This window comes from Hymenobacter aerilatus, assembly GCF_022921095.1.
In the GTDB taxonomy this organism is placed as follows: Bacteria; Bacteroidota; Bacteroidia; order Cytophagales; family Hymenobacteraceae; genus Hymenobacter; species Hymenobacter aerilatus.
In genome coordinates this window covers 4667668-4693057 of sequence record NZ_CP095053.1, presented here as the reverse complement: position 1 = coordinate 4693057, position 25390 = coordinate 4667668, and the positions used below count along the sequence as shown (strand labels likewise).

Annotated in this window: 23 protein-coding genes; 14 read left to right on the top strand and 9 right to left on the bottom strand. The window is 56.1% G+C overall.

All coding sequences use genetic code 11. The features are described 5' to 3' along the window. Positions 1–86 precede the first annotated feature (86 nt). On the bottom strand, positions 87–872 hold the full coding sequence (locus tag MUN82_RS19655) for an SDR family NAD(P)-dependent oxidoreductase (protein ID WP_245093151.1): 786 nt from the start codon (positions 870–872) through the stop codon (positions 87–89). A 132-nt stretch (positions 873–1004) separates the two neighbouring features. After that, on the bottom strand, positions 1005–1820 hold the full coding sequence (locus MUN82_RS19650) for a phytanoyl-CoA dioxygenase family protein (RefSeq protein ID WP_245093149.1): 816 nt from the start codon (positions 1818–1820) through the stop codon (positions 1005–1007). A gap of 261 nt (positions 1821–2081) precedes the next feature. Between MUN82_RS19650 and MUN82_RS19645 the strand changes: the two genes are divergently transcribed. From MUN82_RS19645 to MUN82_RS19635, 3 genes are read left to right on the top strand one after another with little or no spacing between them, the layout of a single operon-like run. Then, positions 2082–2762 (top strand): energy transducer TonB family protein, encoded by a 681-nt coding sequence (locus tag MUN82_RS19645; protein ID WP_245093147.1) that lies wholly within the window; start codon positions 2082–2084, stop codon positions 2760–2762. A 42-nt stretch (positions 2763–2804) separates the two neighbouring features. Continuing rightward, positions 2805–3386: an energy transducer TonB gene (locus MUN82_RS19640; protein ID WP_245093145.1), complete on the top strand. Its 582-nt coding sequence runs from the start codon at positions 2805–2807 to the stop codon at positions 3384–3386. Positions 3387–3400: 14 nt separating this feature from the next. Then, complete coding sequence (locus MUN82_RS19635) at positions 3401–3880, top strand: hypothetical protein (protein WP_245093142.1); 480 nt, start codon at positions 3401–3403, stop codon at positions 3878–3880. Positions 3881–3995: 115 nt separating this feature from the next. Here the strand turns inward: MUN82_RS19635 and argH are convergent, their stop codons facing one another. The 3 genes from argH to argB form a co-directional block, all read right to left on the bottom strand. Continuing rightward, positions 3996–5303 carry an argininosuccinate lyase gene (argH, locus tag MUN82_RS19630; RefSeq protein ID WP_245093140.1) on the bottom strand — a complete coding sequence of 436 codons (1308 nt, stop codon included), beginning with the start codon at positions 5301–5303 and terminating at the stop codon, positions 3996–3998. 143 nt (positions 5304–5446) lie between these two features. Then, positions 5447–6529 (bottom strand): M20 family metallo-hydrolase, encoded by a 1083-nt coding sequence (locus MUN82_RS19625; RefSeq protein WP_245093138.1) that lies wholly within the window; start codon positions 6527–6529, stop codon positions 5447–5449. Then, on the bottom strand, positions 6517–7299 hold the full coding sequence (gene argB, locus MUN82_RS19620; protein ID WP_245093136.1) for an acetylglutamate kinase: 783 nt from the start codon (positions 7297–7299) through the stop codon (positions 6517–6519). The genes MUN82_RS19625 and argB overlap by 13 nt, the downstream gene beginning before the upstream one ends. Before the next feature lie 697 nt (positions 7300–7996). On the opposite strand from argB, the gene MUN82_RS19615 reads away from it, so the two are divergent. From MUN82_RS19615 to carB, 9 genes are all read left to right on the top strand, one after another. After that, the gene (locus MUN82_RS19615) at positions 7997–8566 is read left to right on the top strand and encodes a GNAT family N-acetyltransferase (RefSeq protein WP_245093134.1); all 570 of its coding nucleotides are present in this window, start codon (positions 7997–7999) and stop codon (positions 8564–8566) included. 150 nt (positions 8567–8716) lie between these two features. Further along, the gene (gene argG / locus MUN82_RS19610) at positions 8717–9901 is read left to right on the top strand and encodes an argininosuccinate synthase (protein WP_245093132.1); all 1185 of its coding nucleotides are present in this window, start codon (positions 8717–8719) and stop codon (positions 9899–9901) included. A 180-nt stretch (positions 9902–10081) separates the two neighbouring features. Further along, complete coding sequence (gene argC, locus MUN82_RS19605) at positions 10082–11071, top strand: N-acetyl-gamma-glutamyl-phosphate reductase (RefSeq protein ID WP_245093130.1); 990 nt, start codon at positions 10082–10084, stop codon at positions 11069–11071. Between the two features lie 115 nt (positions 11072–11186). After that, positions 11187–12326: an aspartate aminotransferase family protein gene (locus MUN82_RS19600; protein ID WP_245093128.1), complete on the top strand. Its 1140-nt coding sequence runs from the start codon at positions 11187–11189 to the stop codon at positions 12324–12326. A gap of 28 nt (positions 12327–12354) precedes the next feature. Next, positions 12355–12819 (top strand): hypothetical protein, encoded by a 465-nt coding sequence (locus MUN82_RS19595; RefSeq protein ID WP_245093126.1) that lies wholly within the window; start codon positions 12355–12357, stop codon positions 12817–12819. Between the two features lie 32 nt (positions 12820–12851). After that, positions 12852–13937 carry a glutamine-hydrolyzing carbamoyl-phosphate synthase small subunit gene (carA, locus tag MUN82_RS19590; RefSeq protein WP_245093124.1) on the top strand — a complete coding sequence of 362 codons (1086 nt, stop codon included), beginning with the start codon at positions 12852–12854 and terminating at the stop codon, positions 13935–13937. A gap of 82 nt (positions 13938–14019) precedes the next feature. Then, positions 14020–14343 (top strand): hypothetical protein, encoded by a 324-nt coding sequence (locus tag MUN82_RS19585; RefSeq protein WP_245093123.1) that lies wholly within the window; start codon positions 14020–14022, stop codon positions 14341–14343. 42 nt (positions 14344–14385) lie between these two features. Next, a complete protein-coding gene (locus MUN82_RS19580) occupies positions 14386–14676 on the top strand; it encodes a GIY-YIG nuclease family protein (RefSeq protein ID WP_245093122.1) in 291 nt (96 codons plus the stop codon). Between the two features lie 92 nt (positions 14677–14768). Then, on the top strand, positions 14769–17993 hold the full coding sequence (carB, locus tag MUN82_RS19575) for a carbamoyl-phosphate synthase (glutamine-hydrolyzing) large subunit (RefSeq protein ID WP_245093121.1): 3225 nt from the start codon (positions 14769–14771) through the stop codon (positions 17991–17993). 82 nt (positions 17994–18075) lie between these two features. Here carB and MUN82_RS19570 read toward each other — a convergent pair whose 3' ends face one another. Together MUN82_RS19570 and MUN82_RS19565 are read right to left on the bottom strand one after the other, a co-directional pair. After that, on the bottom strand, positions 18076–20412 hold the full coding sequence (locus MUN82_RS19570; protein ID WP_245093120.1) for a patatin-like phospholipase family protein: 2337 nt from the start codon (positions 20410–20412) through the stop codon (positions 18076–18078). Between the two features lie 112 nt (positions 20413–20524). Beyond that, on the bottom strand, positions 20525–21502 hold the full coding sequence (locus tag MUN82_RS19565) for a zinc dependent phospholipase C family protein (protein WP_245093119.1): 978 nt from the start codon (positions 21500–21502) through the stop codon (positions 20525–20527). A gap of 332 nt (positions 21503–21834) precedes the next feature. Here MUN82_RS19565 and MUN82_RS19560 point away from each other — a divergent pair, with 332 nt between their 5' ends. Further along, positions 21835–22398, top strand: coding sequence for a hypothetical protein (locus MUN82_RS19560; protein WP_245093117.1), 564 nt, complete (start codon positions 21835–21837; stop codon positions 22396–22398). A gap of 2 nt (positions 22399–22400) precedes the next feature. Here the strand turns inward: MUN82_RS19560 and MUN82_RS19555 are convergent, their stop codons facing one another. Next, on the bottom strand, positions 22401–23129 hold the full coding sequence (locus MUN82_RS19555) for a LytR/AlgR family response regulator transcription factor (RefSeq protein ID WP_245093115.1): 729 nt from the start codon (positions 23127–23129) through the stop codon (positions 22401–22403). Positions 23130–23226: 97 nt separating this feature from the next. Beyond that, positions 23227–24273: a sensor histidine kinase gene (locus tag MUN82_RS19550; RefSeq protein WP_245093113.1), complete on the bottom strand. Its 1047-nt coding sequence runs from the start codon at positions 24271–24273 to the stop codon at positions 23227–23229. 207 nt (positions 24274–24480) lie between these two features. On the opposite strand from MUN82_RS19550, the gene MUN82_RS19545 reads away from it, so the two are divergent. After that, positions 24481–25356 (top strand): DUF5694 domain-containing protein, encoded by an 876-nt coding sequence (locus MUN82_RS19545; RefSeq protein WP_245093111.1) that lies wholly within the window; start codon positions 24481–24483, stop codon positions 25354–25356. The last annotated feature ends 34 nt before the right edge of the window (positions 25357–25390 follow it).

Below are 25390 nucleotides of genomic sequence, written 5' to 3'. Positions count from 1 at the left end.
GTTCCGATGTGAGAAGGTCCTTCGCTGCGCTCAGGATGACACACGCTTTTTATATTCACAACTTCACAAACTCACCACTTCACCACCTACTGCAAGTGCTTTTCGTAGATGCCAGCAGCAATTTTCTCTGTTAGAGCTTTGGGAACGAAGCTGGTGAGCGTGGCCGAAATCTTATTGAGCGCTCCAGGAATCAACTCGGCCTCGCCGGCTAGCAGAGCCGCTACGGCGGCTTTGGCTACTTGCTCCGGTGTCATCGACACCTTATTGGCGGTGGCTTGCAGAGCGTCGTTCATGCCGGCACGGTTGGCAAAATCGGTGGTAGTGGAGCCAGGGCTGAGGCAAGTAACGGACACCGGCGAGTCGCGCAGCTCGTAGCGCAGGCCGCGGCTGAAGCTGAGCAGAAACGCTTTGCTGGCTGCGTAGAGCGACAGGGTAGGCACAGCCTGGTAGGCTGCGGTACTGGCCACATTCAGGATGTAGGCCTTAGGCTGACGGCGTAAGGTAGGCAGCAAGCGGTGCGTCAGCTCTACGGGTACCTGCATGTTCAGGCGCAGCATCTGCTGCTGCTCGTCCAGCCCCAAGTCTTCGAACCTACCCCACAGACCGTACCCGGCATTATTTACCAGCACGGCCAGTTCCGGCGCGATGGTAGTAGCCCACTCCGCCACGCGGACCGGGCCATCGGCTGCAGCCAGGTCGGCGGCCAGTACGTGCGCTTCTACCCCAAACTGCTGGCGCAGGGTAGCGGCTACCGTTTCCAGAGCCTCTGCGGAGCGTGCCGTGAGCAGCACATGGTAGCCACGCCGCGCCAGCTCGGTGGCAATGGCTTGCCCAATGCCCCGCGAGGCGCCGGTGATGAGTGCGGTTTTCATATGTTCGTTTTCGGTTTAAACGTCATTTCGACCAACGGGAGAAATCTCATGTGCTCCGGTACTTACCATCCGGCGTCAGCACGCGAGGTTTCTCCCGTTGGTCGAAATGACGTACGATTTTAACCCTATTGGTTACTTCACCAAGTGCAAGAAGCGTAGGTAAAACGGCGTGGGGCTTTCTTCATTCTTCGGCTCGTATTTGCCCGAAATGATGGGAATATACATCACGCGGCGGCGCGACACTTCGCCTACCAGCGGCGAGCGGGCCACGCGGTGCCACATGCGGCCGTCGTGCACGGTCAGGTCGCCGGGCTCGGTTTCTACGGCTATTTCGTTGGGGTCAGAGTCTACGTCTTTGTAGTACTTCTTGCGAAACAGCATCTTGCGCAGACTCTGCGTGTGCGTGCCTACCAGCAGGCGCAAGCCGCCGTTGGTGGCCGGGGTGCCATCGAGGTGCACACCCACGTTTAGCATGGGGCCGATGCGCTTGCCGTAGAATACGTCGCGCAGCGAATCGGTGTGCCAGCCCATCTGCGAAAACTCCGAGCCCGTCACGTTCACGTAGTGATTGATGACGAGGCCGTCCTTCTCATTTTCGCCGATGCGCCCACCGGGGGCTTCCAACAGCGGAAATAGGGCTTCGAAGCGCGGGTCTTTCAGGAACTCGTGTAGTACAGGGCTGTGGTGGGAGGCAAAGGCAAACCGCTGTACAATGGGCTGCCCGTCCACATCCTTGCCGTATTTAATGGGCACGCCGTTCACCTTCTCTACCCCCTCGGCCAGCCATTTGCGCTGTACGTCTTCCGACGCGCGCAGCAAGTCCTGCACCGTATCGGGGGTCAAAAAAGGGCGGAAATGCAGAAACCCATACTGCCGAAAAAACTCTAGTTGCTCTGTGGTCAGCGTATTACCTAAAGTGAAGCGAGGATAATTCTGAAGAGATGACATAAGACGAAAAGCAAAGTCCGCAGCGGAGGAGGCGACAAATATACTACGCCATCGTCTGCCGCGGAGCGCTGTCATAAAGTGGCAAGAAAGGCCTATTGTTTACGCAAAGACCCACAAAACTTTGTTGCGTTGGGTGAAGGACCAGTGAATCCAACCCGCAGCTCCATTGGTCAGCCGGCCTCACAAAAGTAACGACGCGCCCCACACCGGCCACTAAAATTCCGTAGTAAAGCGTTGTTAGCATATCCTCTCTATCGACCTATGCTTGAGCTTCCTATCCTTACTATACATCTGCAGGCCTGCTCCGAAGACTGGCAGCACATGACGCCTACCGACCAAGGTCGCCACTGCGCCCGCTGCAACCACGAAGTAGTGGACTTCACAAACAGCACTGCTATCGACCTGGAAGCCGCCCGCGCTGCTTCACCCGACGGCCGCCTGTGTGGGCGTTTTCGCCAAAGCCAGTTGGCGACTACCCCAGGGCCCCAGTTGCGCCCCAGGCTGCGGCGGTTTCTGGTGGCACTGGTGCTGGTGTGTGGGTTGGGGCTGTCGGGTAGGGAGGCATGGGCGCAAGTGCGGGCGGGTGCGAAGCATTATGTAGCTCCTGAACAAGCAGTGACAGTATTAGGCTTCGAGGTGATGCCAGAATACAAAGATGGTGGCGAGGCGGGCCTACGCCGTTTCATTATCCAAAACTTGCGCTATCCAACTGGACAACGGCGAAGCGGGAAAGTATTTGTAAGCTTCATTGTTACCAAACATGGGTACGCCCGTAGCTTTTCTATACTAAAAGGAATGGGGGAGCCATTCGATACAGAGGCGCTACGCGTCGCTAAGCTCATGGGGAAATGGATTCCAATAAAGGATGATGTTCACTACACCCTACCTATCACCTTCACGGCAGCAGATAAATCAGCTTTTCCGAAAAAGGACACAGAATAAAATTCTGTTTATCAAATTATTATACAAAAATCCTATCCTTGTATGTTATCCACCTTTCAAGCAATTGCCCTACCCCAACTACCCATCAAGTTGCGTTGGTTTTGGGTAGTGTTGCTATGTGGGTTGGGAATGCCAGACAGGGACGCATGGGCGCAAGTGCGTACGGAAACACAGCGGGATACAGCTGTATATGATAACTCAGTTGTATTGATTCCGGCTAATCCGTTACCGATTAAGGAGTATGATCTACCCATCAACCTGCCGAAGCCGGTGTATTATCCTGGCACTATATGTTTTTTCGGCGCCTTTCCAGAATTTCCCGGTGGATTCGAGGCCTTGTTTCAATTCATCGGGCAGAACATCCGCTATTCAGCAGACACAACCATAACAGGTAAGGTATTCGTCAGCTTCGTTATCACAGAAACTGGGCAAGTAGCCAACGCACACATTAACAAAGGATTATCCCCTGCATTCTACGATGAAGTGTTGCGGGTCATCAAATCCATGCCTAAGTGGAAGCCCGGTGAAAACAACGGCAAACCCGTGAGTGTACCTTTTACAATTCCGGTCGGCTTTGCTAAAGATCTGCCACCAACCTCTTACAGAGGAAAGAACAGAAAATAAAGATGCTTCCCCATATGCCTACCTCCCTACCCCGCCCATTCCTCTACTTCAGCCTCCTAGGCTTCTTAGCACTACTCAGCCCCGGCGCCCATGCTCAAACGGCTACTCCCGCGCCCATGCCCAACGCCCTAAAACCGCAAAAGCCGAGCATGACGATGCTGGACGGCGATAAAATCTATACTTACGTGGAGCAGATGCCTGCCTACCTGGATGGAGGCATGGAGGGGTTGCAAGCTTTCGCAACCAGCCACGTGCATGGTGGCGCGGCCAGCGGCCCTCTGTCCGTCGTTACGTTTATCATCGATAAAACTGGCAAGGTGCGCCGGCCCGCGCTAGGGCCTACCGCTGCCGAATCGGAAGAGGCCGTAGCACTTGCGCTGGACGAGGCTTTCAGCACTATCGGGCAGTTTCGGCCGGGTAGGCAGAACGGCAAGCCTGCAAATGTGCAGTTCACGGTGCCGCTTGTGAAGCGTGTGAAAGCAGGTAGGAAATAATTACCCCTGTCATCCTGAACTAATGAAGGACCTTTTCACGAGAAGAACAACCCTCTTATTAATGGCTCGTCCTACCGTGAAAAGGTCCTTCGCAAGCTTAGGATGATAGACGTTTTTACTCTCTGCCCAATACCTTACTCCCTCGCCGTACCCGCGTCAGCTTGGCTTCTATTTCCTCTAAGCCCAGGTTGTGCACGCTACCCAGGTGGGTGGTCTGGAATTCCTTGTGCGGCACGTAGGTGCCCTCATTCACGGCACGGCCTACCTGCTGGTAGGCTTCGCGGAAGGGCGTGCCGGTTTGGATGAGCTGGTTGATGTTTTCGACCGAGAATACCCCGTCGTACTTGTCCTGGGCCAGCAGGTTGGGCTTGATGCACAACTGGGGTAGGGCAAACAGCACGATGTCCAGAATGTCCAGGAACTGCGTCATGGGCTCGAAGAGCAGTTCCTTCAGAATCTGGAAGTCGCGGTGGTAGCCGCCGGGCAGGTTGCTGATGGTGAGCGTGATAGTGTTGGGTAGGGCCTGCAAAGCGTTGCACCGCGCCCGAATCAGCTCAAACACATCGGGGTTCTTCTTGTGCGGCATGATGCTAGAACCCGTGGTGAAAGCGGCGGGTAGCTCCACAAACGCCAGGTCCTGGGAATTGTAGAGCACCAGGTCGTAGCTCATCTTGGCGAGGGTAGCAGCGCAGCCAGCCACGGCAAAAGCCAGCGTCTTCTCCGTTTTGCCGCGTAGCATCTGGGCGCCTACGCTGCTCACAGCCATATTACCAAAACCAAGCTCCTGCGTAGTCTGCTGGCGGTTGATGGGGAAGCTGCTGCCGAAGCCCGCGCCGGAGCCCAGCGGGTTCTGGTCGGCTACGGTGTGGGCCGCTTCGAACAACGCCAGATCCAGCAACAAGTGCTCGGCGTAGGCCGAAAACCACAGCCCAAAGCTGCTGGGCATAGCGGCCTGAAAGTGCGTGTAGCCGGGTAGCAAATCGGTTTTATGGGCTTCGGCCTTCTGCAGCATCACCTCAGCCAGCTGCACGATCTTGGCGGCGGCGCGCTCGGTGTAGTCCTTCAAAAACAGCTGAATAGCCGTGAGCACCTGGTCGTTGCGAGAACGAGCAGTGTGGATTTTCTTGCCCGCGTCGCCAAACTTCTCCGTTAGGTAGGACTCAATTTTGGAGTGCACATCCTCAAACTCGTCCTCAATGGTGAAGGTGCCGGCTTCTACCTGCTCGCCCAGTTCCGTAAGGCCCTGTTGCAGCTGCTGGTTTTCCTCTGCAGTCAGTATCCCTACCCCGGCCAGCATATTGGCCTGTGCCTTGGAGGCCAGCACGTCAAACTTAGCCAGATACAAGTCCAACTCCCGGTCTTGCCCGATGGTGAACTGCTCGATTTTGGCATCAACCGGAATGCCTTTTTCCCAGATTTTCATATTTGTCAAAACTAAAACTAGAACTAGCTCCTCTCCTTTTTTAAGGAGGGGGTAGGGGATGAAGCCGTCAGAACAATAACTAAAAGTTTAAAAGCTAAAGCTAGCAAGTCGTCCAACGTCTTTTACCACCCCCTACCCCCTCCTTAAAAAAGGAGAGGAACTAGCACTAGCTCTTGCAGCAATTCTACGTAGCCGCGCACCCCACCGCGAATCTCGCTTAAATAAATAAACTCGTCAGGGGTGTGAGAACGGGCTGAGTCGCCGGGGCCGATTTTTACGGTCGTAAACGGCATCATGCTCTGGTCGGAAAGCGTAACCGAGCCGAACGTACGCCTACCCAGCGCCAGCCCGCGCTGCACCAGCGGGTGCTCCAGGGCAATGCGTGAGGAGTTGAGGTGAGTAGAGCGCGGCGTTACCTCCGCCCCAATCATGGCACGGACAATCTCTACTACTTCCTGATTGGTATACAGCTCATTGGTCCGCACATCAACCACGAACGTGCAACGGTCGGGCACCACGTTGTGCTGGGTGCCAGCCTGAATCTGCGTGACAGAAAGCTTCACCGGCCCCAGCAGCTCCGACACGCGCGAGAACTGGTAGTTGCGGAGCAGCTGAATGTCGTCCAAGGCTTTGTAGAGGGCATTGTCGCCTTCCTCGCGGGCGGCGTGGCCAGTGCGGCCGTGCGCAGTGCAGTCGAGCACCACGAGGCCCTTCTCGGCAATGGCCAGTTCCATTTGGGTAGGTTCGCCTACAATGCCCAAGTCGATGGCAGGAAGTAGGGGCAGCAGGCGGCGAATACCGTTAGCACCCGACACTTCCTCCTCGGCCGTAATAGCGCAGATCAGGTTGAACGGCAGCGGGCTTTCCTCGAAGTAGAGAAACGTAGCCAGCAGGCTCACGGCCGAGGCTCCCGCATCATTACTACCTAGGCCCGTGAGCTTATCACCCTCCACGGTGGCCCCAAATGGGTCGTACGTCCAAGAAGCACCGGGCTTCACGGTGTCGTGGTGGGAGTTGAGCAGCACCGTGGGGCGGCCCTCCTGCCAGTGGCGTGACAGGGCCCACACATTGTTGGCATCGCGGTGCACCGTGGCGCCGTGCGCCTGCAGAAACTGCTCCAGCAACGCCGCCGTGTCGGCCTCTTCCCGTGAGTAAGACGGCGTCCGAATCAGCCGAATCAGCAGCTGAACAGCTTCTTCGGCCAGTTGGTCTACTAGCTCCGGCATAGCACGGTCTTCACAGGCTCATTGATTTTGAGCGCGTTTTCGATAATAACTTTCTCTACCCCCGCCTCCAGCGCAGCAAAGGCGTTTTCCAGCTTTGGCAGCATGCCAGCGGCAATGGCACCACTGGCTTTCAACTCCTGAAACCGCGCAGGCGTGATTTGCGGAATCACCGAGCTGTTGTCGTTTACGTCGGCCAGCACGCCGTCTTTCTCGAAGCAGAAATGCAACGCCACCTCGTAGAAGGGCGCCAGGGCGCGGGCCAGTACGCTGGCAATGGTGTCGGCGTTTGTGTTGAGAAGCTGCCCTTGGCCGTCGTGGGTGATGGCACAAAACACGGGCGTGAGGCCCGCGCCGAGCAGGGTTTGCAACAACGGCGTGTTCACGCTCTGGTCAGTCAGGTCGCCCACGTAGCCGTAGTCTACCGCGCCAACCGGGCGCCGGGTGGCGCGCAGCACGTTGCCATCGGCGCCAGAGAGGCCCAAGGCATTGGTGCCGCGCTCTTGCAATAAGGCCACCAGCAGCTTGTTGGTTTTGCCAGCGTAAAACATTGTTACTACATCCAGCGTGGCGGCGTCGGTGATGCGGCGACCATTCACCATCTGGGGCTCAATGCCGAGGCTTTGCAGCAGCGTGCTGGCGCCTTTGCCACCCCCGTGCACCAGCACCTTCTGGCCGGGTAGGCGGTGAAACTCAGCTACAAACTGGTGCAGCTGCTCGGGGTCGTCGAGCACGCCGCCGCCTATCTTCACTATTTTTAGGGAGTCTTTCATTGCGAATAGAAGGGACGCACAAAGAACGTCATTTCGATCAACGGGCGAAATCTCGCGTCCTGCGGCAAGCACATTATGCTTCCGACTCCGCTCAGCAGGACGTGCCCGCCGCAACACACGCTTCAGACAAAATTTTGTCCCTGTTTTGAACTGCTACAGCCAACATGTGTTATATAGCTGAACTCGAATAGTTCAATTCAGAGGCAGGCCATAACGTCTTGATTACGTGCGGCTGCCGATACTCCTAAGCGCTTTGGCGCGTTCCTTGCTCACTCTTTTCTAGCCCAATGTGATTTTTGCAACCCTGACAACCCCTTGATTAAGAATTGGTTAATTCCATAACCAATGAGGGGAATTTTCAGTAATAGCTTGTAATATCCTTTACGGGGCTTATGTTTGCAAAAATTTCCCAACCGGCACCTAACCTGCTCGGTAGCCTGGTCTGGGAACAACTTCAACCGAAATGATGCGACGACGGGTGTAGGACGATTATTCATGTGCTGATGACAGGCCCTCTGGCGACCTGCTCAGCCCGGCTCCGCTTCGTGGCCGGCTATGGAAGTCCTACCAGAAACCCGCCCTCGCCGGCCCCGGTTGCCCAGCTGCTTTCGGCAGCAACGGCTCTCTTTTCGCACTTCTGCTTTTCGAGACATTTTGCCTACCCCCGAGCGTAGGCGAGCATTGCCGTATTCTCCTCATGATTCTACGCGTCGCTACTTTCGCCGACATTCAATATGTCGATACCCTTTGCCAATGGTACGTTGAGTCGGCCAAGACGCGGGGCACGGGCATCGCCAAGCGCGACCCTAATTACCTGATTAAGAAGATTCAAAACGGTGACGCCATCATCGCCTTTGTCGATAATGAGCTGGCCGGCTTCTGCTATATTGAGACGTTCGACGACGCCAAGTTTGTCGTGAACTCGGGTCTGATCGTGAATACCGAGCTGCGCAAGGAAGGCCTAGGCCGCGCCATCAAGCACGAGGTGTTTAAACTCTCGCGCACCAAGTACCCGCAGGCCAAAATCTTCGGTATTACCACCAGCGCCGCCGTGATGAAAATCAACAGTGAGCTGGGCTACCGCCCTACCACCTTCCCTGAGCTCACGCAAAGCGACGACTTTTGGAAAGGCTGCATGAGCTGCAAGAACTACCACATTTTGCAGGAAAACGAGCGCAAAATGTGCTTGTGCACGGGCATGGTCTACGACAATCTGAAAGACCAATACGGCCAGATTGCGCAGGAATCTATTGAGATTCTGCGGTAGCGTGCCCCCCGTCCCTTCCCCTCCGGGAGAGGGGTGCGTTTTGATACCGTTTGGCACGTCGTCTCCCGGAGAGGAGACGGGGTGAGGTCAATCAACATGGCATTCTCCTACCCTCTCCCTACTTTCGCATACATCCTCTAACTCTCTGAAATGAAGAAAAAGGTAGTCCTCGCCTATAGCGGCGGCCTCGACACGTCCTACTGCGCCGTGTATTTGTCGCGCGAACTTGGGCTGGAAGTCCACACGGTAATTGTGAATTCGGGCGGTTTCTCGCCCGAGGAATTGGCCGCCATCGAGAAGCGTGCCTATGAATTGGGTTCCACCACGCACGAGGTAATCGACGTGACGGAGCGATTCTACCACGAGTGTGTGCGCTACCTGATTTTCGGGAATATTCTGAAGAACGACACGTACCCCCTGAGCGTCAGTGCGGAGCGCATGTTCCAGAGCCTGGCTATTGCTGAGTACGCCCGCAGCACCGGGGCCGAGTACATTTCCCACGGCAGCACCGGCGCCGGCAACGACCAAGTGCGCTTCGACGTGGCCTTTGCGGTGATTGCGCCTAACACGGAAATCATCACGCCCATCCGCGACCTAAAACTCTCGCGTCAGCAGGAGATTGAGTATCTGCAACAGCAGGGCTTTGAGATGAGCTGGGAGAAAGCCAAATACTCCATCAACGTGGGTATTTGGGGCACCAGCGTAGGCGGCGTCGAAACGCTGACCTCGCGCCAGGCGCTGCCCGAGTCGGCCTACCCTACCCAGCTCACGCAGACTGAGCCGACCAACGTAGAAATCACCTTCGAAAAAGGCGAACCCGTAGCGCTGAACGGCGAGCAGATGGATCCTGTAGTCCTGATCCAGAAGCTCAACGACCTGGCTGGCCAGTACGCCATTGGCCGCGATACGCACGTGGGCGACACGATTTTAGGCATCAAAGGCCGGGTAGGCTTTGAGGCACCCGCCCCGCTGATTCTGTTGAAAGGCCACCACTTGTTGGAAAAGCATACTTCCTCGCGCTGGCAGCAGTTGCACAAGGATTACGTGGCCAATTGGTACGGTACCCTTCTCCACGAGGCCCAATACCTCGACCCAGTGATGCGCGATTTTGAGGCTTTCCTGGAGTCATCGCAGGAGCGGGTGTCGGGCACGGTGTTCGTGACGCTGAAGCCCTACCAGTTCGAGCTGCAAGGCATTGAGTCGAAGTACGACATGATGCAGTCGAAAGTGGCGACCTACGGCGAGGAAAACAATGCCTGGGATTCGCGCGACGCGCGGGGCTTCATCAAGATTTTTAGCAACCAGCTGCGCATACATAGCTCGTTCAACGAATAGCCTGGCGGGGACCTCACCCCCTAACCCCCTCTCCTCGGGGAGAGGGGGACTAGTTTCTAGTTTTAGCCTCGTTTTTTTAGCTCTAGCTTGTTGCGCCTGCGCCACCGTGGCTCCCCGGATTCTCCGAACCAAGGAGAATGGAGCCGGGGGGTGGAGCGCACCAAAGAGGGCGACTCAAGTATGCAAAATCATAATATCAAAGTCGGCATTGTGGGCGGCGCTGGCTACACAGCTGGGGAGCTGATCCGCATTCTGCTGCACCACGAATACGCGGAGCTGAGCGCCATCGTCAGCTCGTCAAACGCTGGCAACCCCGTCTACCAAGTGCACGACGACCTGGTAGGCGATACGGACCTGCGGTTTGCCTCGGAGCTGGCCGGCGACGAGGACGTGGTGTTTCTGTGCCTAGGCCACGGCAACTCCAAAGCATGGCTGGAAAAGAGCAACCTGCCCGAAACCACCCACATCATTGACCTCAGCAACGACTTCCGCCTGGAAGCCGACGCCGAGTTTGGGGGTAGGGAATTTGTGTACGGCTTACCGGAGCTGAACAAAAGCCGCATTCAGCAGGCGCAGAGTATTGCCAATCCGGGTTGCTTTGCCACGGCTATTCAGTTGGCGCTCCTACCCCTGGCGGCGGTGGGCAAGCTCACGGAGGCGGTGCACGTGTCGGCCATTACCGGCAGCACCGGCGCCGGCCGCGAACTGACCGAAACCACGGGCTTCACCTGGCGCACAGGTAATATTTCCATCTACAAACCCTTCAAGCACCAACACTTAGGTGAGATTGGGGAGAGTCTGCGGCAGTTGCAGCCCCAGGCGGAAGTCGATATCAACTTCATTCCCTACCGCGGCAACTTCACGCGGGGCATCTTCGCCTCGGTCTACACGCCATCGGAGTTGAGCCAGGACGAGGCGCGGGAGCTATACCAGAACTTCTATGCCGATGCAGTTTTCACGACGGTTTCGGACAAGGAAATCCATCTGAAGCAGGTAGTGAATACCAACAAGTGCCTGCTGCACGTGCAGAAGTTCGGCAAGCAACTGCTCATCACCTCGGCTCTTGATAACCTGATTAAAGGTGCTTCGGGGCAGGCGGTACAGAATATGAATTTGCTTTTTGGGTTGCCAGAAACGACGGGGCTGGGATTGAAGGCGGCGTTGTTTTAGCAGCGCGAATGTACTAGGGTTGAAACCCTGGTCTACTGTAGTGAAATTTGCCGGAACGCTGATTAGCCCAGAGCTTCTACCCTGGATATCAGAACGGCGCTAACTGCTTATCATCATGGAGCTTTTTAACGTCTATCCCCTCGTCGACATCACGCCCGTACGCGCACTCGGCGCGAAGCTGTGGGCCGACAACGGGCAGGAATACCTCGACTTCTACGGCGGCCACGCCGTGATTTCCATTGGGCACAGCCACCCGCACTACGTGCAGCGCCTCACCGAGCAGCTACAGAATCTGGGCTTCTACTCCAACTCGGTACAAATTCCGATTCAGCGGGAGCTGGCGCAGAAGCTGGGCGAGGTATCGGGCTACCCCGATTACACGCTGTTTCTGTGCAACTCGGGCGCCGAGGCCAACGAGAATGCGCTAAAACTAGCATCGTTCCACACGGGCAAAAACCGCGTTGTTGCCTTTAAAGGCGCGTTCCACGGTCGTACCTCGGGCGCAGTAGCTGCTACGGACAATCCTAAGATTGTGGCGCCCTTCAACGCGGGGCACGCCGTGAGCTTCCTACCCTACGACCTAGCTGAGGTAGAGCAAGCCTTGCAAGCCGGCGACGTGTGCGCGGCCATCATCGAACCCATCCAAGGGGTAGGCGGCATCATTATGCCCTCCGACGACTTCCTGCGCGGACTGGCTGAGCTGTGTAAGCAATACGGCGCCCTGCTGATTGCCGATGAGGTGCAGTGTGGCTACGGCCGGAGCGGCAAGTTTTTCGCGCACCAGTGGGCGGGCATTCAGCCCGACGTTATTTCGGTGGCGAAGGGTATGGGCAACGGTTTCCCCATCGGTGGCATCCTGATTGCGCCTACCCTGAAGGCGTCGTATGGGCTGCTGGGTACTACCTTCGGCGGCAACCACCTAGCCTGCGCCGCTGCGCTGGCTGTGTTGGAAGTCATCGACCAGGAAAACCTGGTGGCGCACGCCCGCGAACTGGGCGACTACTTGCGGCAGGAGCTGGAAGCCAACGCTGGTGCCGAGGAAATCCGCGGCCTGGGCCTGATGCTGGGTATTAAGTACGACTTCCCTGTGAAAGAGGTGCGCGACAAGCTGTTGTCGGAGCACCACATTTTTGTAGGCAATGCCTCCGACCCCGGCGTGCTGCGTCTGCTGCCACCGCTAAATATCACCAAGGAGGAAGTAGATCGGTTTTTGGAGGCACTGTATGCAATTATTCCGGTCGAGGTAAGGAAGTAAGCGACTTGTGGCCTAACTTGCAGCCCCAATGAGTAGCACGACGAAGCTCACGAGCCAAGCTCCCCTTCTGATTAGCTGCACGCTGCCATTGGCCATTAGTACGCAGCAGCCGGCTGGTTCTTTCCCTGAAAGAACGGCCATTCCCTTTTCCTTGCCGCAGTCGTGCCCACCCGACTTCCCGATGCCTGACATCTGGAAGTGGTACTGCACGGGGCCTAGTGAAACGCATTCCTTTGCTCCCATCTGGCTTTCATCCTGCTTCGGCTGGAACAGACCCCTGATTTTCGGTCCTGTTCCAGCCGAAAAAATATCGGGACGGTTGCAAACGCTGGCTGAGGACAAGTCGCGCCCCCGCCAGATGCTCGGCACGGGAGACAAATCGGCGCATTTTGCTCCGATGGTAAGGCTTCGATCAACGTTGCGTGAGACGATGGGCGCCTTAGCCCGCCGCAACGCGACAGAAAACGGCCTGCCTGACTACCGCAGAAATTAACTAATAGAGTAAACCCTTTTTCGCAAAACAGAGTGGAAAACGCTAAATCGGTGAAGCTGGTGCTGGAAGACGGCACCGAAATTCAGGGCAAATCCTTCGGCGCCTTCACGTCGGCTGCGGGCGAAGTCGTGTTCAGCACGGCCATGACTGGCTACCCCGAAAACCTCACAGATCCGTCGTTTGCCGGCCAGATTCTGGTGCTCACCTACCCTATGGTAGGCAACTACGGCGTACCCGGCGAGGACCTGTATGAGTCTATTTCGAAGATTTTTGAGTCGGATAAGATTCACGTGGCCGGGCTGGTAGTGAACTACTACTCCGAGGAGCACAGCCACTGGCACGCTGCCAAGAGCCTCGGCGACTGGCTGTCTGAGTACAACATCCCCGGCATTTTCGACGTGGACACGCGCCTGCTCACCAAGAAGCTCCGCGAGAAAGGTGCCATGCTGGGCAAAATCGTAGCCGAGGAAGACGTGCCTCTACACGACCCCAACCAGGACAACTTGGTAGCCCAGGTGAGCCCTACTGAGGTGAAGCGCTATGGCAGCGGCAAAAACAAAATCGTGCTGGTGGACTGCGGCACCAAGACCAACATCATCCGCTGCTTCCTGGAGCGTGATGTGGAGCTAATCCGCGTGCCCTGGGACTACGACTTCACCCAACTCGACTACGACGGCCTGTTCCTCAGCAACGGCCCCGGCGACCCGAAGATGTGCGAGGCGACCATCGGCAACCTTCAAAAAGCCTTGCAGCAGGACAAGCCTATTTTCGGCATATGCCTGGGCTCTCAGCTCATGGGCCTGGCGGCGGGCGGCGACACCTTCAAGCTGAAATACGGCCACCGCAGCCACAACCAGCCTGTCCTACTCACGGGCACTAAGCGTAGCTATATCACCAGCCAAAACCACGGTTTTGCAGTCGATACAGACACCCTACCTGCTGAGTGGGAGATGCTGTTCGAGAACCTCAACGACGGTACCTGCGAAGGCATCAAGCACAAAACCAAACCGTTCTTCTCCACCCAGTTTCACCCCGAGGCTGCGGGCGGTCCACAGGACACGGAGTTTATGTTTGATGATTTTTTGAAGGCGGTAGAGGAGTATAAGGAGGGTAAGTGAACGGACAAAGTAGACCGTCATGCTGAGCGTAGCGGAGCGGAGTCGAAGCATCTCTACTGCTTCGCTGAACAATCGTCAGAATATGAGCAACACCAACAAAAAGCAGTTAATTGTACTTGCCATTCTGGCTGTATCGAATCTGCTGATAAGTAATTTGACTGTTGGCGATGGACGTACATTGGAAGGACACACATTGACGGCGGGTAGTCCTGAAATGCGAAAGTCCATTATTTCTACGCTCTTTTTTGGAATTCAGTTAATCAGCTTCATTGTAGGTGCTTTGGTGGCTGCCATTCCATACAAAGGCATTAGCTATTCGGTAAAATGGATTACAGTTTCATTAGGTATTGCTATTGTAGTTCAAGCTACCTTCTTTTTAATAGGTATTATCAAGTTACTTATTTGATAAGAAACTTGGTTCCCGCTGTTTCGAAAGTCCATTTGCAGCATGTACGTCTACATCCTGACAAATCCTACCCAAACCGTACTCTACATCGGCGTCACCAACGACCTCACGCGGCGACTTTACGAGCACAGCAGCGGGCGAGGCGACACCGGGAAATTCACCGGACGGTATCAGACGGATTTGCTGGTTTACTTTGAAATTTGCCCCAATGCAACTCAGGCCATAGCGCGAGAAAAGCAGTTGAAAGGTTGGACCCGCCAGAAGAAAGACGCGCTGATTGCGGCGTTTAATCCGACTTGGCAGGCCATTGATTTGGAAACGTGGGCCGGCTGACCCCAACGAAGCGGTAAAGATGCTTCGACAAGCTCAGCATGACGTTCTGATAACTCCTTCGCCTACGTTCTTTTTTGAACATTACTCTTAGAATGAACAAACCACAAAAAGTCCTGGTCCTTGGCTCGGGCGCGCTGAAAATCGGCGAGGCCGGCGAATTTGACTACTCTGGCTCGCAGGCCCTGAAGGCCCTGAAAGAGGAAGGCATCCGCACCATCCTCATCAACCCCAACATTGCCACTGTGCAGACGTCGGACAACATTGCCGACGACGTGTACTTCCTGCCCGTGACGCCCTACTTCGTGGAGGAGGTCATCAAGAAGGAACAACCCGATGGCATTTTGGTGGCGTTTGGTGGCCAAACGGCCCTGAATTGCGCCGTGGCCTTGTACCAAGGGGGAGTGTTTGAGAAGTACAACGTGCGCGTGCTGGGTACGCCGGTGCAGAGCATCATCGACACCGAGGACCGCGACATTTTCAAGGAGAAGCTCGATCAGATTGGTGTGCTCATCGCCCGCAGTCGGGCCGTGACCACCCTCGACGATGCGTTGAAAGCTGCCGCTGAAATTGGCTACCCCATCATCGTGCGGGCGGCGTTTGCGCTGGGCGGTTTGGGTAGCGGCTTCGCCAACAACGATGACGAGCTGCGTTCTTTGGCCGAAAAAGCTTTCACGACTTCGGAACAGATTCTGGTGGAAGAGTCGCTGAAAGGCTGGAAGGAAGTGGAATACGAAGTGGTGCGCGACCAGTACGACAACTGCATCACGGTCTGCAACATGGAGAACTTCGACCCCATCGGTATTCACACTGGGGAGAGCATCGTGGTAGCGCCGTCGCAGACGTTGAGCAACCGCGAGTACCACAAGCTGCGCAGCATCGGCATCAAGACCATTCGCCACTTGGGTATCGTGGGCGAGTGCAACATTCAGTATGCCTTGGACCCGTTCTCGGAGGAATACCGCGTGATTGAGGTGAATGCGCGCTTGTCGCGCTCTTCGGCGCTGGCCTCCAAGGCTACCGGCTACCCGCTGGCGTTTGTGGCCGCTAAGCTGAGCCTGGGCTATTCGCTGGCCGAGCTGAAAAACAGCGTAACGCAGACGACTTCGGCCTTCTTCGAGCCAGCCCTCGACTACGTGGTGTGTAAGCTGCCGCGCTGGGACTTGGGCAAGTTCTCGGGTGTGGCGCGCCAGATTGGCAGCAGTATGAAGAGCGTGGGCGAGGTGATGAGCATCGGCAAATCGTTCGAGGAAGCCATTCAGAAGGGCCTGCGGATGCTGGATACCGGCAAGCGCGGCTTTGTGGGCAACCGCACCGAGCCGACCGACAACGACACCATCGATAAGCTGCTGAGCGAGCCAAACGAAGAACGCATCTTCGCCATTGACCTGGCTTTTGAGGCGGGCTACACCATTGAGCGGGTGCACGATCTGACCAAGATTGACCTGTGGTTCCTGCAGCGCCTCTATACCATCTTCCAGCTGGGCAACCAGGTAGGTGAGCTGGACTCGGCCGAGGTCCTACCCGCAGAGCTGCTGCGCGAAACCAAGAAGGCCGGTTTCTCTGACCAGCAGTTGGCCGTGAAGCTCTACGGCGACCAGGATGTGAAAGCCAACGAGCTGGTGGTGCGCGAGCAACGCAAGGCCCTGGGTGTACTGCCCGTGGTGAAGCAGATTGACACGCTGGCAGCTGAATTCCCGGCCCAAACCAACTACCTCTACACCACCTACCACGGCACCGAAAACGACTTGGAGCCTGAAACCGATAAGTCGGTGGTGGTATTGGGCTCAGGCGTGTACCGCATTGGCTCGTCGGTAGAGTTTGACTGGTGCGGCGTGAATGCTGCCCAAACGGCTACCGAGGAAGGCTACAAGTCCATCATTATCAACTACAACCCCGAAACCGTTTCGACCGACTACGACGTGAGCGACCGGCTCTACTTTGAGGAGTTGAGCTACGAGCGGGTGATGGACATTCTAGATTTTGAGCAGCCCAGCGGCGTAATCCTCTCCACTGGCGGCCAGATTCCCAACAACCTGGCTACCCGCCTAGCCGATGCTGAAGTGCCGGTATTGGGTACTGCCCCCGCCCGCATCGACGAGGCTGAAAACCGTCACAAGTTCTCCTCTATTCTCGACGAACTGGGCATTGCCCAACCGCGTTGGCGCGAACTGACGACTCTAGATGCTGTGTACGAGTTTGTGCAGGAAGTAGGGTTCCCGGTGCTCATTCGGCCCAGCTACGTGCTGTCGGGTGCGGCCATGAACGTGGTATCGAACCGCGATGAGATGGAAGCCTACCTGGACTTGGCCTCTGCGGTTAGCGCCGAGTACCCGGTGGTAGTATCGGAGTTTATTCAGGATGCTAAGGAGATTGAGCTGGACGCAGTGGCCGACCACGGCGACATTGTGAGCTACGCCATTTCTGAGCACGTGGAGTTTGCCGGTGTGCACTCCGGCGACGCCACCATGTACTACCCACCCCAGCGGGTGTATGTGGGCACGGTGCGTAAGCTGAAAATTATTGCCGAGCAGATTGCCAAGCGCTTCGAAATCAGTGGACCATTCAACATTCAGTTCTTGGAGAAAAACGGCGAAATCCGCGTAATTGAGTGCAACCTGCGTGCCTCGCGCAGCTTCCCATTCGTGTCGAAGATTTCGGGCCACAACTTCATCAAGAAGGCCACGAAAGTGCTGCTGGGCCTGCCCGTGGAGCGTGACGCCAGCGAGCTAGTATACGACTCTACCTTCGTGGGTGTGAAGGCTTCGCAGTTCTCATTCACCCGCCTGCAAGGCGCCGACCCCGTTACCCGCGTAGACATGACCTCGACCGGCGAGGTAGGCTGCCTGGGCGATTCGTCGGAAGAAGCGCTCCTCAAGTCGCTGCTGTCGGTGGGCTACCGCATTCCGAAGCAGTCGGTGCTGATTTCCGGCGGGCCGATTGCCTCGAAAGTGGCGCTCCTGTCTGCCGCGAAGTTGCTGGTGCAAAAGGGTTACACGCTCTACGCCACTCAGGGCACGCACCGTTTCTTCGCCGAGAACAGTGTGCCTTCCCAGCTCCTCTTCTGGCCCGATGACCACCAGGAGCCGAACGTTATCAGCTACCTGCGCGAAAAGAAAATCGACTTGGTCATCAACATCCCCAAGAACTTGACCAAGGGCGAGCTGGACAACGACTACAAAATCCGCCGCACGGCAGTCGATTTCAACACGCCGCTGATTACGAATGCGCGCCTAGCCAAGGCGTTTATCAAGGCATTCTGTAAGCTGGAAATGTCGGATTTGAAGATTAAGAGCTGGAACGAGTATAAGGCGCAGTAGCAACTGCCTTATTCAGTCCGCTGATTTGAAAAAGCCCTGCTATCTGATGATAGCAGGGCTTTTGTGTTAATGACCACCTCTATTAATCCAACGACCGTTCGCGGAACAGCACGAAACCGATGTGCGCAAACACGCTAAACTGCCGATTCGGCGCATCGTAGTGAATGAATTGCAGTGAGGCCGGACCTACGGGCGTTTGGTACACAAAGCCCGTCATGGCCGTGAAGTAGGGCCGGCTAACGGCGGGGCCACGTTGCGCCAGCAGCGGGTTAGCTTCCTGCCGCTCCCAAGGGCGCACTAGCACGTGCATGTAGCCTTCGGTGCGCCACTCTAAGGAGCCTATAATGGCTTTGATATAGCGCAGGCCAGCCGCGGCGTAGGCCGTGCCCCGGTAGCGGTCGAGGAAGATGGTGCGCGAGTCGGGCAGGGGTAGGAAGGCGGGGGCCATGGTGAGCGAGGCGCGGTAGTTGGCGAACCGACCCTGCGTGCTGATTTGCGACTCTACTAAGTAGCCCCAAGCGTGCACCCTGCTACCAACCGAATCGGTCTTGTGAAAGGTAAAATATTGCTCGTTGTAGATGCTCAGCTTCACCCACTGATGGTTGCGACTGCGCTCCTGCAAGTCATCGGCAGTGGTACCAGGGGTATATTTTTCCCGCGCCGTCACGCCCCGAAAGCCAAACTCCACCCGGCGGCCACTTACGGCATACTGGCGGCGGTTCAGGGAGTTACGCTCAAACCGAACGGCACCAGTGGCACCCTGCAGCCGATCCTGATCCAGCGTGGCATTGGTGTTGATATCGCTGGTATTAGCGAACCGGTCGCGGTTGGTGAAGGCGCCTACGCTCAGCACGTAGCGGCTGCGATAGTTGGGGCTGATGCCTACTTGTAGGTAGGTTTTCAGGTCGCGCTGCTGGAGCTGGGTGTTCTGGGCTGAGGTACCCAGCAGGCCACCCGTATCTTGGTAGTTGAAGTTGTTGAAGGTAATAGTCGGCTCGAAGTAGAGCGGTGTGTTGCCAGGAATACTAATGCGGAAAGAACCTCGTGCCCCGTTGTAGAAGCGCCCAATAGTCGCATCGGCCCGCACCGAGTAGAGGTATTTGTTGAGGTAACGGTAGCCCAGGCCGAGGTAGATGTTGCTCATGGAGCGCGTCGACAGTAGCACGCCCAAGTCGGTGGTCAGGTTGGAGTTCTGGCGCGCATCTACGTTCAGCACGTAGCCTTGCAGTTGAGTATTGTAGTTGATGCGCGGGTACACGTTGTTGAAGAAGTCGTTGTTAACGAGGCGATAGTAGCCTTCCTCAATATCGCCAGGCGAGTAGCTAGAACCTGACCTCTGGAAGAAGCGCCGCACAAACTCTTGTTGCCGGCTGGGTAGTCCTTGTACATCAATCCGTTTGAAAACAGGGCGCGGCGCCTGTTCCTGAAACGCTCGGCGACGCGCCTGTAAGGCTAGTGTGTCGGCCCGACGCTGGATACGCTCCAGGATCAGCGGCATTTTGCGTTGCGCAGCCTGCGTACCGTACTGAATTAGCTGCTTTACCTTGTTGAAATCGGCCGCCGTAATGTCGTTCAGGTTGGGCTGAATGTAGATACCATTGGGTCCTACCGACGTGGTATCGGCCACATTCGACCCTAGGAATATCAGCGTGCTAGCCAGCAGTTTATCGTCTTTCTCCTTAGGGTATTTATCAAATGCCACATCCCCAACGTTCACCCCAATCATAATGTCAGGGTTGAACTCCTTGCGCATTACATCGGTAGGAAAATTATCCACCACGGCCCCGTCGAACAGGTAGCGCCCATCCTCCTGCCGGATGGGCCGAAATGCCAACGGAAACGCCATCGAGTTGCGCACGGCATCAGATAGCGAACCACTTTTCTGCACCACTTTCTCGCGGGTGAACACCTCCGACGCTACGCTACGGTAGGGCACCAGCAGGTTGTCGAAGTTGTACTTGGCAATGGCGCCGGCGGGGGCCAGCATGGTTGACAACACGTAGTTTAGCGTCACGTCGTTGACGAGCTTGGGCGTAACACGTGCGCTCAGCGTTGAGTCGATAGCCAGGCGCAGGTGCAGGGCGGCTGGGGTAGGGTCGATGTCGTAGTAGTTATATACTTTGCCCTCGACGGGAGTGCCATCCACCCAGTTTTGAAATTCTGGCTTTAGCACAATTTCTTCAATCTCCTCGGGTGAGTAGCCAGCGGCATATAAGCCCCCCACAATGGCGCCCATGCTGGTACCCACGATGTAGTCGATGGGGATGCGGTTCTTTTCCAGCTGCTTCAGCACGCCCACGTGCGCCAAGCCTTTGGCACCGCCCCCACTCAATACCAGGCCTACCTTCTGCGCCTGTACTAGGTTTATTGCGCCCAGCACTAGCAGCAGGGCAGCAAGTAAGAAGTAGTGTTTCTTCATATAGTTATATAGAAAGCCACTGAGGTAGCAGCGAGTTTCGTACGCAATCAGCGCTGCCAGGTTTTCCAATGATAGACCTTTTTAGGTCGTGCTTTTTAGCCTGCCCTTCTGATCATTCTTCATGGCCCGGTACGAGCACACTTGGCACTTGCTGACGAGCAGCTTCCTGGGCCAGCCGCTCCTGCTCCTTGGCCGAAGGCGTACGGGGCAGCTTGTTCAGATCGGGCTGACCGGCATCCACCCAGCAGGTGTACCAAAAGGCCGCTACTAGGCGCACGGCCTGGCGCATACGACGCTCTACCTGCCCGTTGAGCTGGCGGTGGTAGGCGCGGGCAAAATCGCGGGAGTAAGTACGGATAGTCTGGCCGCCACGCTCCTCGTAGCCGTATTTGCGGTCGGCGGCAAACAGCATGGTTTGCTCCCGCTCGAAGCGCAGCACCGAATCGACGGCGGCGTGCGAGGCGGCCACGGCCTGCCAGATGGCTTCCGTGGGTCGGTCGAGGTAGGCAGCCTGGCCTACCATCAAATCGTAGTCGGTGCTCAGCAGTTCCGGCAAGCGGCTCTCCCACAACCCATGAATGCCCCGCTGCCCCGTGAATTGGCCATTATAGTTGCGGGTGGTGTGCAAGGGCACGCAGGCATCGGCTACGTAGTGGCCCAGGTCGGCGGAAAGGTGCAGGATGCGGTCGGTGTTATGCTCCCGGAAAGCGGCCGTAAGCTGGCCTTTCATCTGCGCTACCTGCCAGGGCACAATACCGTGGCGCATTAGCGAATCTTCGCCGTAGCGGGCCACGGCATCAGCGAAGTTGCGGGGTAGGCCGTGCTTGGTGAGGGCTGAGTCGCCGTACACATCTACATCCAGGAAGTGGCGAGCCGCCTCGCCGGGCACCACCGAGCGGCGCGAGTCGGGGCGGGTGGCGTTTTCGGTAAGGTAGTCGATGTTGGCTTTATAGAAGCCAATCATTTCTCGGGGCAGGGTGAAAACAGCCAGCCGGTTGATGAGCCGATGCCCGAAGAAGCCCCAGGCGTGGGTAGGAATAGTAGGGAGTAGTAGCAGCGATAAAGCGAGGAGAATAGTAACAGCTTTCATAACAGCATGATATACCGATAGACAAGCTGCTCTTACAATATCGTACCAACGTGGTACGGAGCTAGTTTTCTGAGTAGCTTAAGCGTCTCCTATTCTTTAAGCATCCTCTTATGTCACGACACCTTCCCTATTCCACCATTCCTTTCGCCTTGCTCTTGCTGATGTCGGGCTGCCAGCAAAAGCAGAAGAAATATCCTTATTTAATAAAAATCGACGGCTGTACTGACTGCTCCGTTACGCTCAGGGACCTCCCTCCTTCCTACAACACACTGCACACTGCCCAGAGGCAAGCCGGTCAGTTAGTTCTATCAGGCACCGTTACGCAGCCTGGTGTGTATCATATCTTTGGCCATAAGCCTACAGATAAGAATTTCGGCATCAATGCGGATATCTATCTACCAGCCGATTCGGTGCAGCTAACGGTTCTGCCTAAAGAACAGGAAAAGCGTACTTTCTACCATATCTACCAGCGGCTTGGTCTCGGCTCCTACCTCCGGAATATCGTAGTGTTTTCTACTTCACCGCAACAAAAAGAGCTGGAACGCTACTTATACCTCAATGACAGCTTGTGGAACAAGTTCTTCGTGGATAAAAGCCTTGTGACCGCGAAGCTGGTTCAAACCTACGATTCCGGCAACCGCGCCCTCGTGGAGCAGTGGTCCGATTCAGCACGTCTCTTCGAAGGACGTTTTCCCAAGTACATGGCCGAATCGTCGGTGCTTTTCGCCAAGCAGTATCCCCATTCCGACCTCACCGCCTACGCCCTGCTGGATAATGCTAAGACAACTAACGTCCAGCCACTCCTCCGCCCCTACTACCGCGCCCTACCCGATTCACTGAAGCAAAGCTACTACGGCAAGCTCCTGGCTAAGGAATTTGAGAAACTAGAGAAGTAGTTCTACTCTCCCCTATCGCGCACCAGCCGAAATAGCGTGTCGCGGTAGGTTTCGCCTACCGGAATGGTGTGGTCGGCAATGTAGATCGTGTTACCATCCACCATTCGGATTTTGTCCAGCGACACTAGGTAGGACTTGTGCACCCGCAGAAACGGCGGCTGCGGCAGTTGCTCGCTTAAGTCTTTCAGGGTTTGGTAGGTAACCACGCGCTGCCCCGGCGTCACGATGGACACGTAGTTCTTCAGCGCCTCCACGTAAAGAATGTCGGCATAGTCGAGACGCAGGAATTTGTTTTTGCTTTCACCTTTCACAAATAGCGAGTTGCCCGCGGGCGAAGCCACTGGGGTAGGCACGGGCGGTGGCGCAGCGGCCGGCGCGGGCAGTAGGGCCTGCGCCTTTTGCACAGCCCGCAGAAATCGGTCGAAGGCAATGGGCTTGAGCAGGTAGTCTACCACATCGTGCTCGTAGCCCTCTAAGGCGTACTCGGGGTAGGCGGTGGTGAGGATAACTTTGCACCGGTTGCCGCAGATCTTCAGAAACTGCAAGCCCGTCAGCTCCGGCATCTGGATATCCAGAAACACTAAATCAACGCGGCCCTCTTGCACCCAGTGCAGCGCCTCAATAGGATTGGTGGTAGTGCCTACCAGCGTAAGCGTCGGAATTTTCTGAATGTAGCTGGCTAGCAATCGAGTAGCGTAGGCTTCATCATCAACGGCAATACAGCGGAGCATAAGAACGGGGTAGTAAATAGGTGGGCAAGAACGTTATTTCGACCGTGTTGCGCACTACACTCGGCGTCTCTTTCGGGCGAAGCGGCTAGCTAAAAATCTACAACTCTACCAGCAAGCGCACGTGGTGCTGAACCCCATCTGCCTCTATCTGCAAGTCGTGCCGGTTAGGGTAGAGCAGCTCTAGGCGCCGGCGGATGTTGGCCAGCCCAATGCCTGTGGTAGCGTCTTTCTGATGTTGGTTGATGAAGTTATGCACTTCAAATAGTAGCTGGTTGGGTGCAGGCAGGTGCAGGCTGATTTCCACCGGTTGGTCGGCTCTGTTCACGACACCGTGTTTTAGGGCATTCTCTACAAAAGGAATCAGCAGCAGCGAGGCTACCCGCTGCCCCATTACAGCCGCACCTGTTTGCCGGAACTGCACAAAAAACCGGTCCTCAAACCGCAGTTGATAAATAGCCAAGTAGTTATCCAGGTACTCTATTTCTTTATGCAGGTCTACCCGCCCGTCGGGGCTTTCGTGCAGCATGTAGCGCATCAGATCGGAAAGGCGCAGCACCGCTTCGGCCAACGGCTCCGATACGGGGTAGGCCTCCGCGTAGATGTAGTTGAGCGTGTTGTAGAGAAAATGCGGGTTGATCTGAGTTTTCAGGAAGGCCAGCTCGGCCTGCGTCTTTTCCTGCTGTAGCAGCTGTAGCGCCAGCTGATTTTCGCGCTCTTTCTCCCGAAGCAGCGTGTCGCGCACGCCTACGGCCGCACCGGCTAATACCACCGTCGGCACCAAAAAGTAGAGGTTGTCTTTCAGGTAGTACAGCAGTGGAGTGCCGGGCATGTAATTGCGGAAGCCGAATAGCAACGGCAACAGCACCTCTTCGAGCAGGTAGCGGGTGCCCGCAAAGACTACCGGTGTGCCCAGCACACCCACCACTACTATCAACCAACGCCCCCGTTGCACGCCCTGCGGAAACACGAACAGGTAGCAATAGTAGAACAAGCTCATGAAGCTAAGCCAGAAAGTGAATTGCAGCAACAACGATTTCAGTAGGTTACTCTTTTCCCTACCCGTCAGCCAGATACTCAGTAAGTCGTAGCCAATCAACAGTGTCCATCCTGCTGCTTGGTACAGAAAAAGTCGTTTGCGGTTCATAGGCTAAAAGTAGCCCAAGTGCCTGCACCTGCGCCAGAATATTATCCGAACCCCTACCCTGTGGTTTTCAACGCCGCCCACTGGCGGACGAACAGTTCATGACCGCGTTTCCCGGCTTCAAGCCGATTTTTGGTTGGTTGGGATAATAAACTTCCTACCCCCTCATGCGGCTACCACCTTTGTGTCATCACTTCACCACTACCTCCGATGACTACGCTCCGCTACTTCCGTCGCATTCTCCTAGCCCTTTCGCTGCTAGGCCCTACCCTCGCTGCTACTGCCCAAACGTCCTCACCGGCTACCGGCAAAATCAAATTGTATATCGTGGGCACTTTCCATTTCAGCGGCTCAACCAGCGACGTAGTGAAAGGAACCAAAACCGACATGAACACGCCCGAAAAGCAACGCGAGGTAGAAGAAGTCATTGACCGCCTTCAAAAAACGCAGGCTGATAAAGTGTTCATCGAATGGCAGCCAACGCGGCAACACTTCGTGGACAGCACCTACGCGCTATACCGCCAGAATCAGTTCACACTCGGCAACAACGAGGTATACCAGGTAGGCTACCGCTTGGCTAAGAAGCTCAACCGCCCCCGCGTGTACTGCGCCGATGCCGACGGGGTATTCAACTACACGGCCACCCAGGCCTACGCCAAGCAGCATGGCCAAGAACAAATTCTGAAAGATACCTTTGCCGAGACGCCTCAGGATAGCGTAGGCCGCCTGCTAGCGGCTCGCAAGAAAAAAGCTACTCCTGAAAATCCGCTTCCCGGCAACACGCTCCTCGCTCAGTTTGCCCGCATGAACACCAAAGCAGCCGACCAGGGCAATATGGATGTCTATCTGCTCGAATTGGCTCGCGTGGGTGGTGGCCCCAACTACGTAGGCGCCGACTTAGCTGGGGAGTTCTTCAAGCGCAACGTGCGCATCTATAACAATTTACTCCGCACCGTGGATGTGCAGCGCGATAAATCTATTGTGCTGCTCATCGGCCAGGGCCACGTAGCCTTTTTAAAGTCGATTTTGCAATACAACTCCTTGTTTGAAGTGCAAGACGTACTGCCCCTGCTCACCAGCAAGTAAGGCACACAAAAAATAGCCATGGTCCACCCGGAAT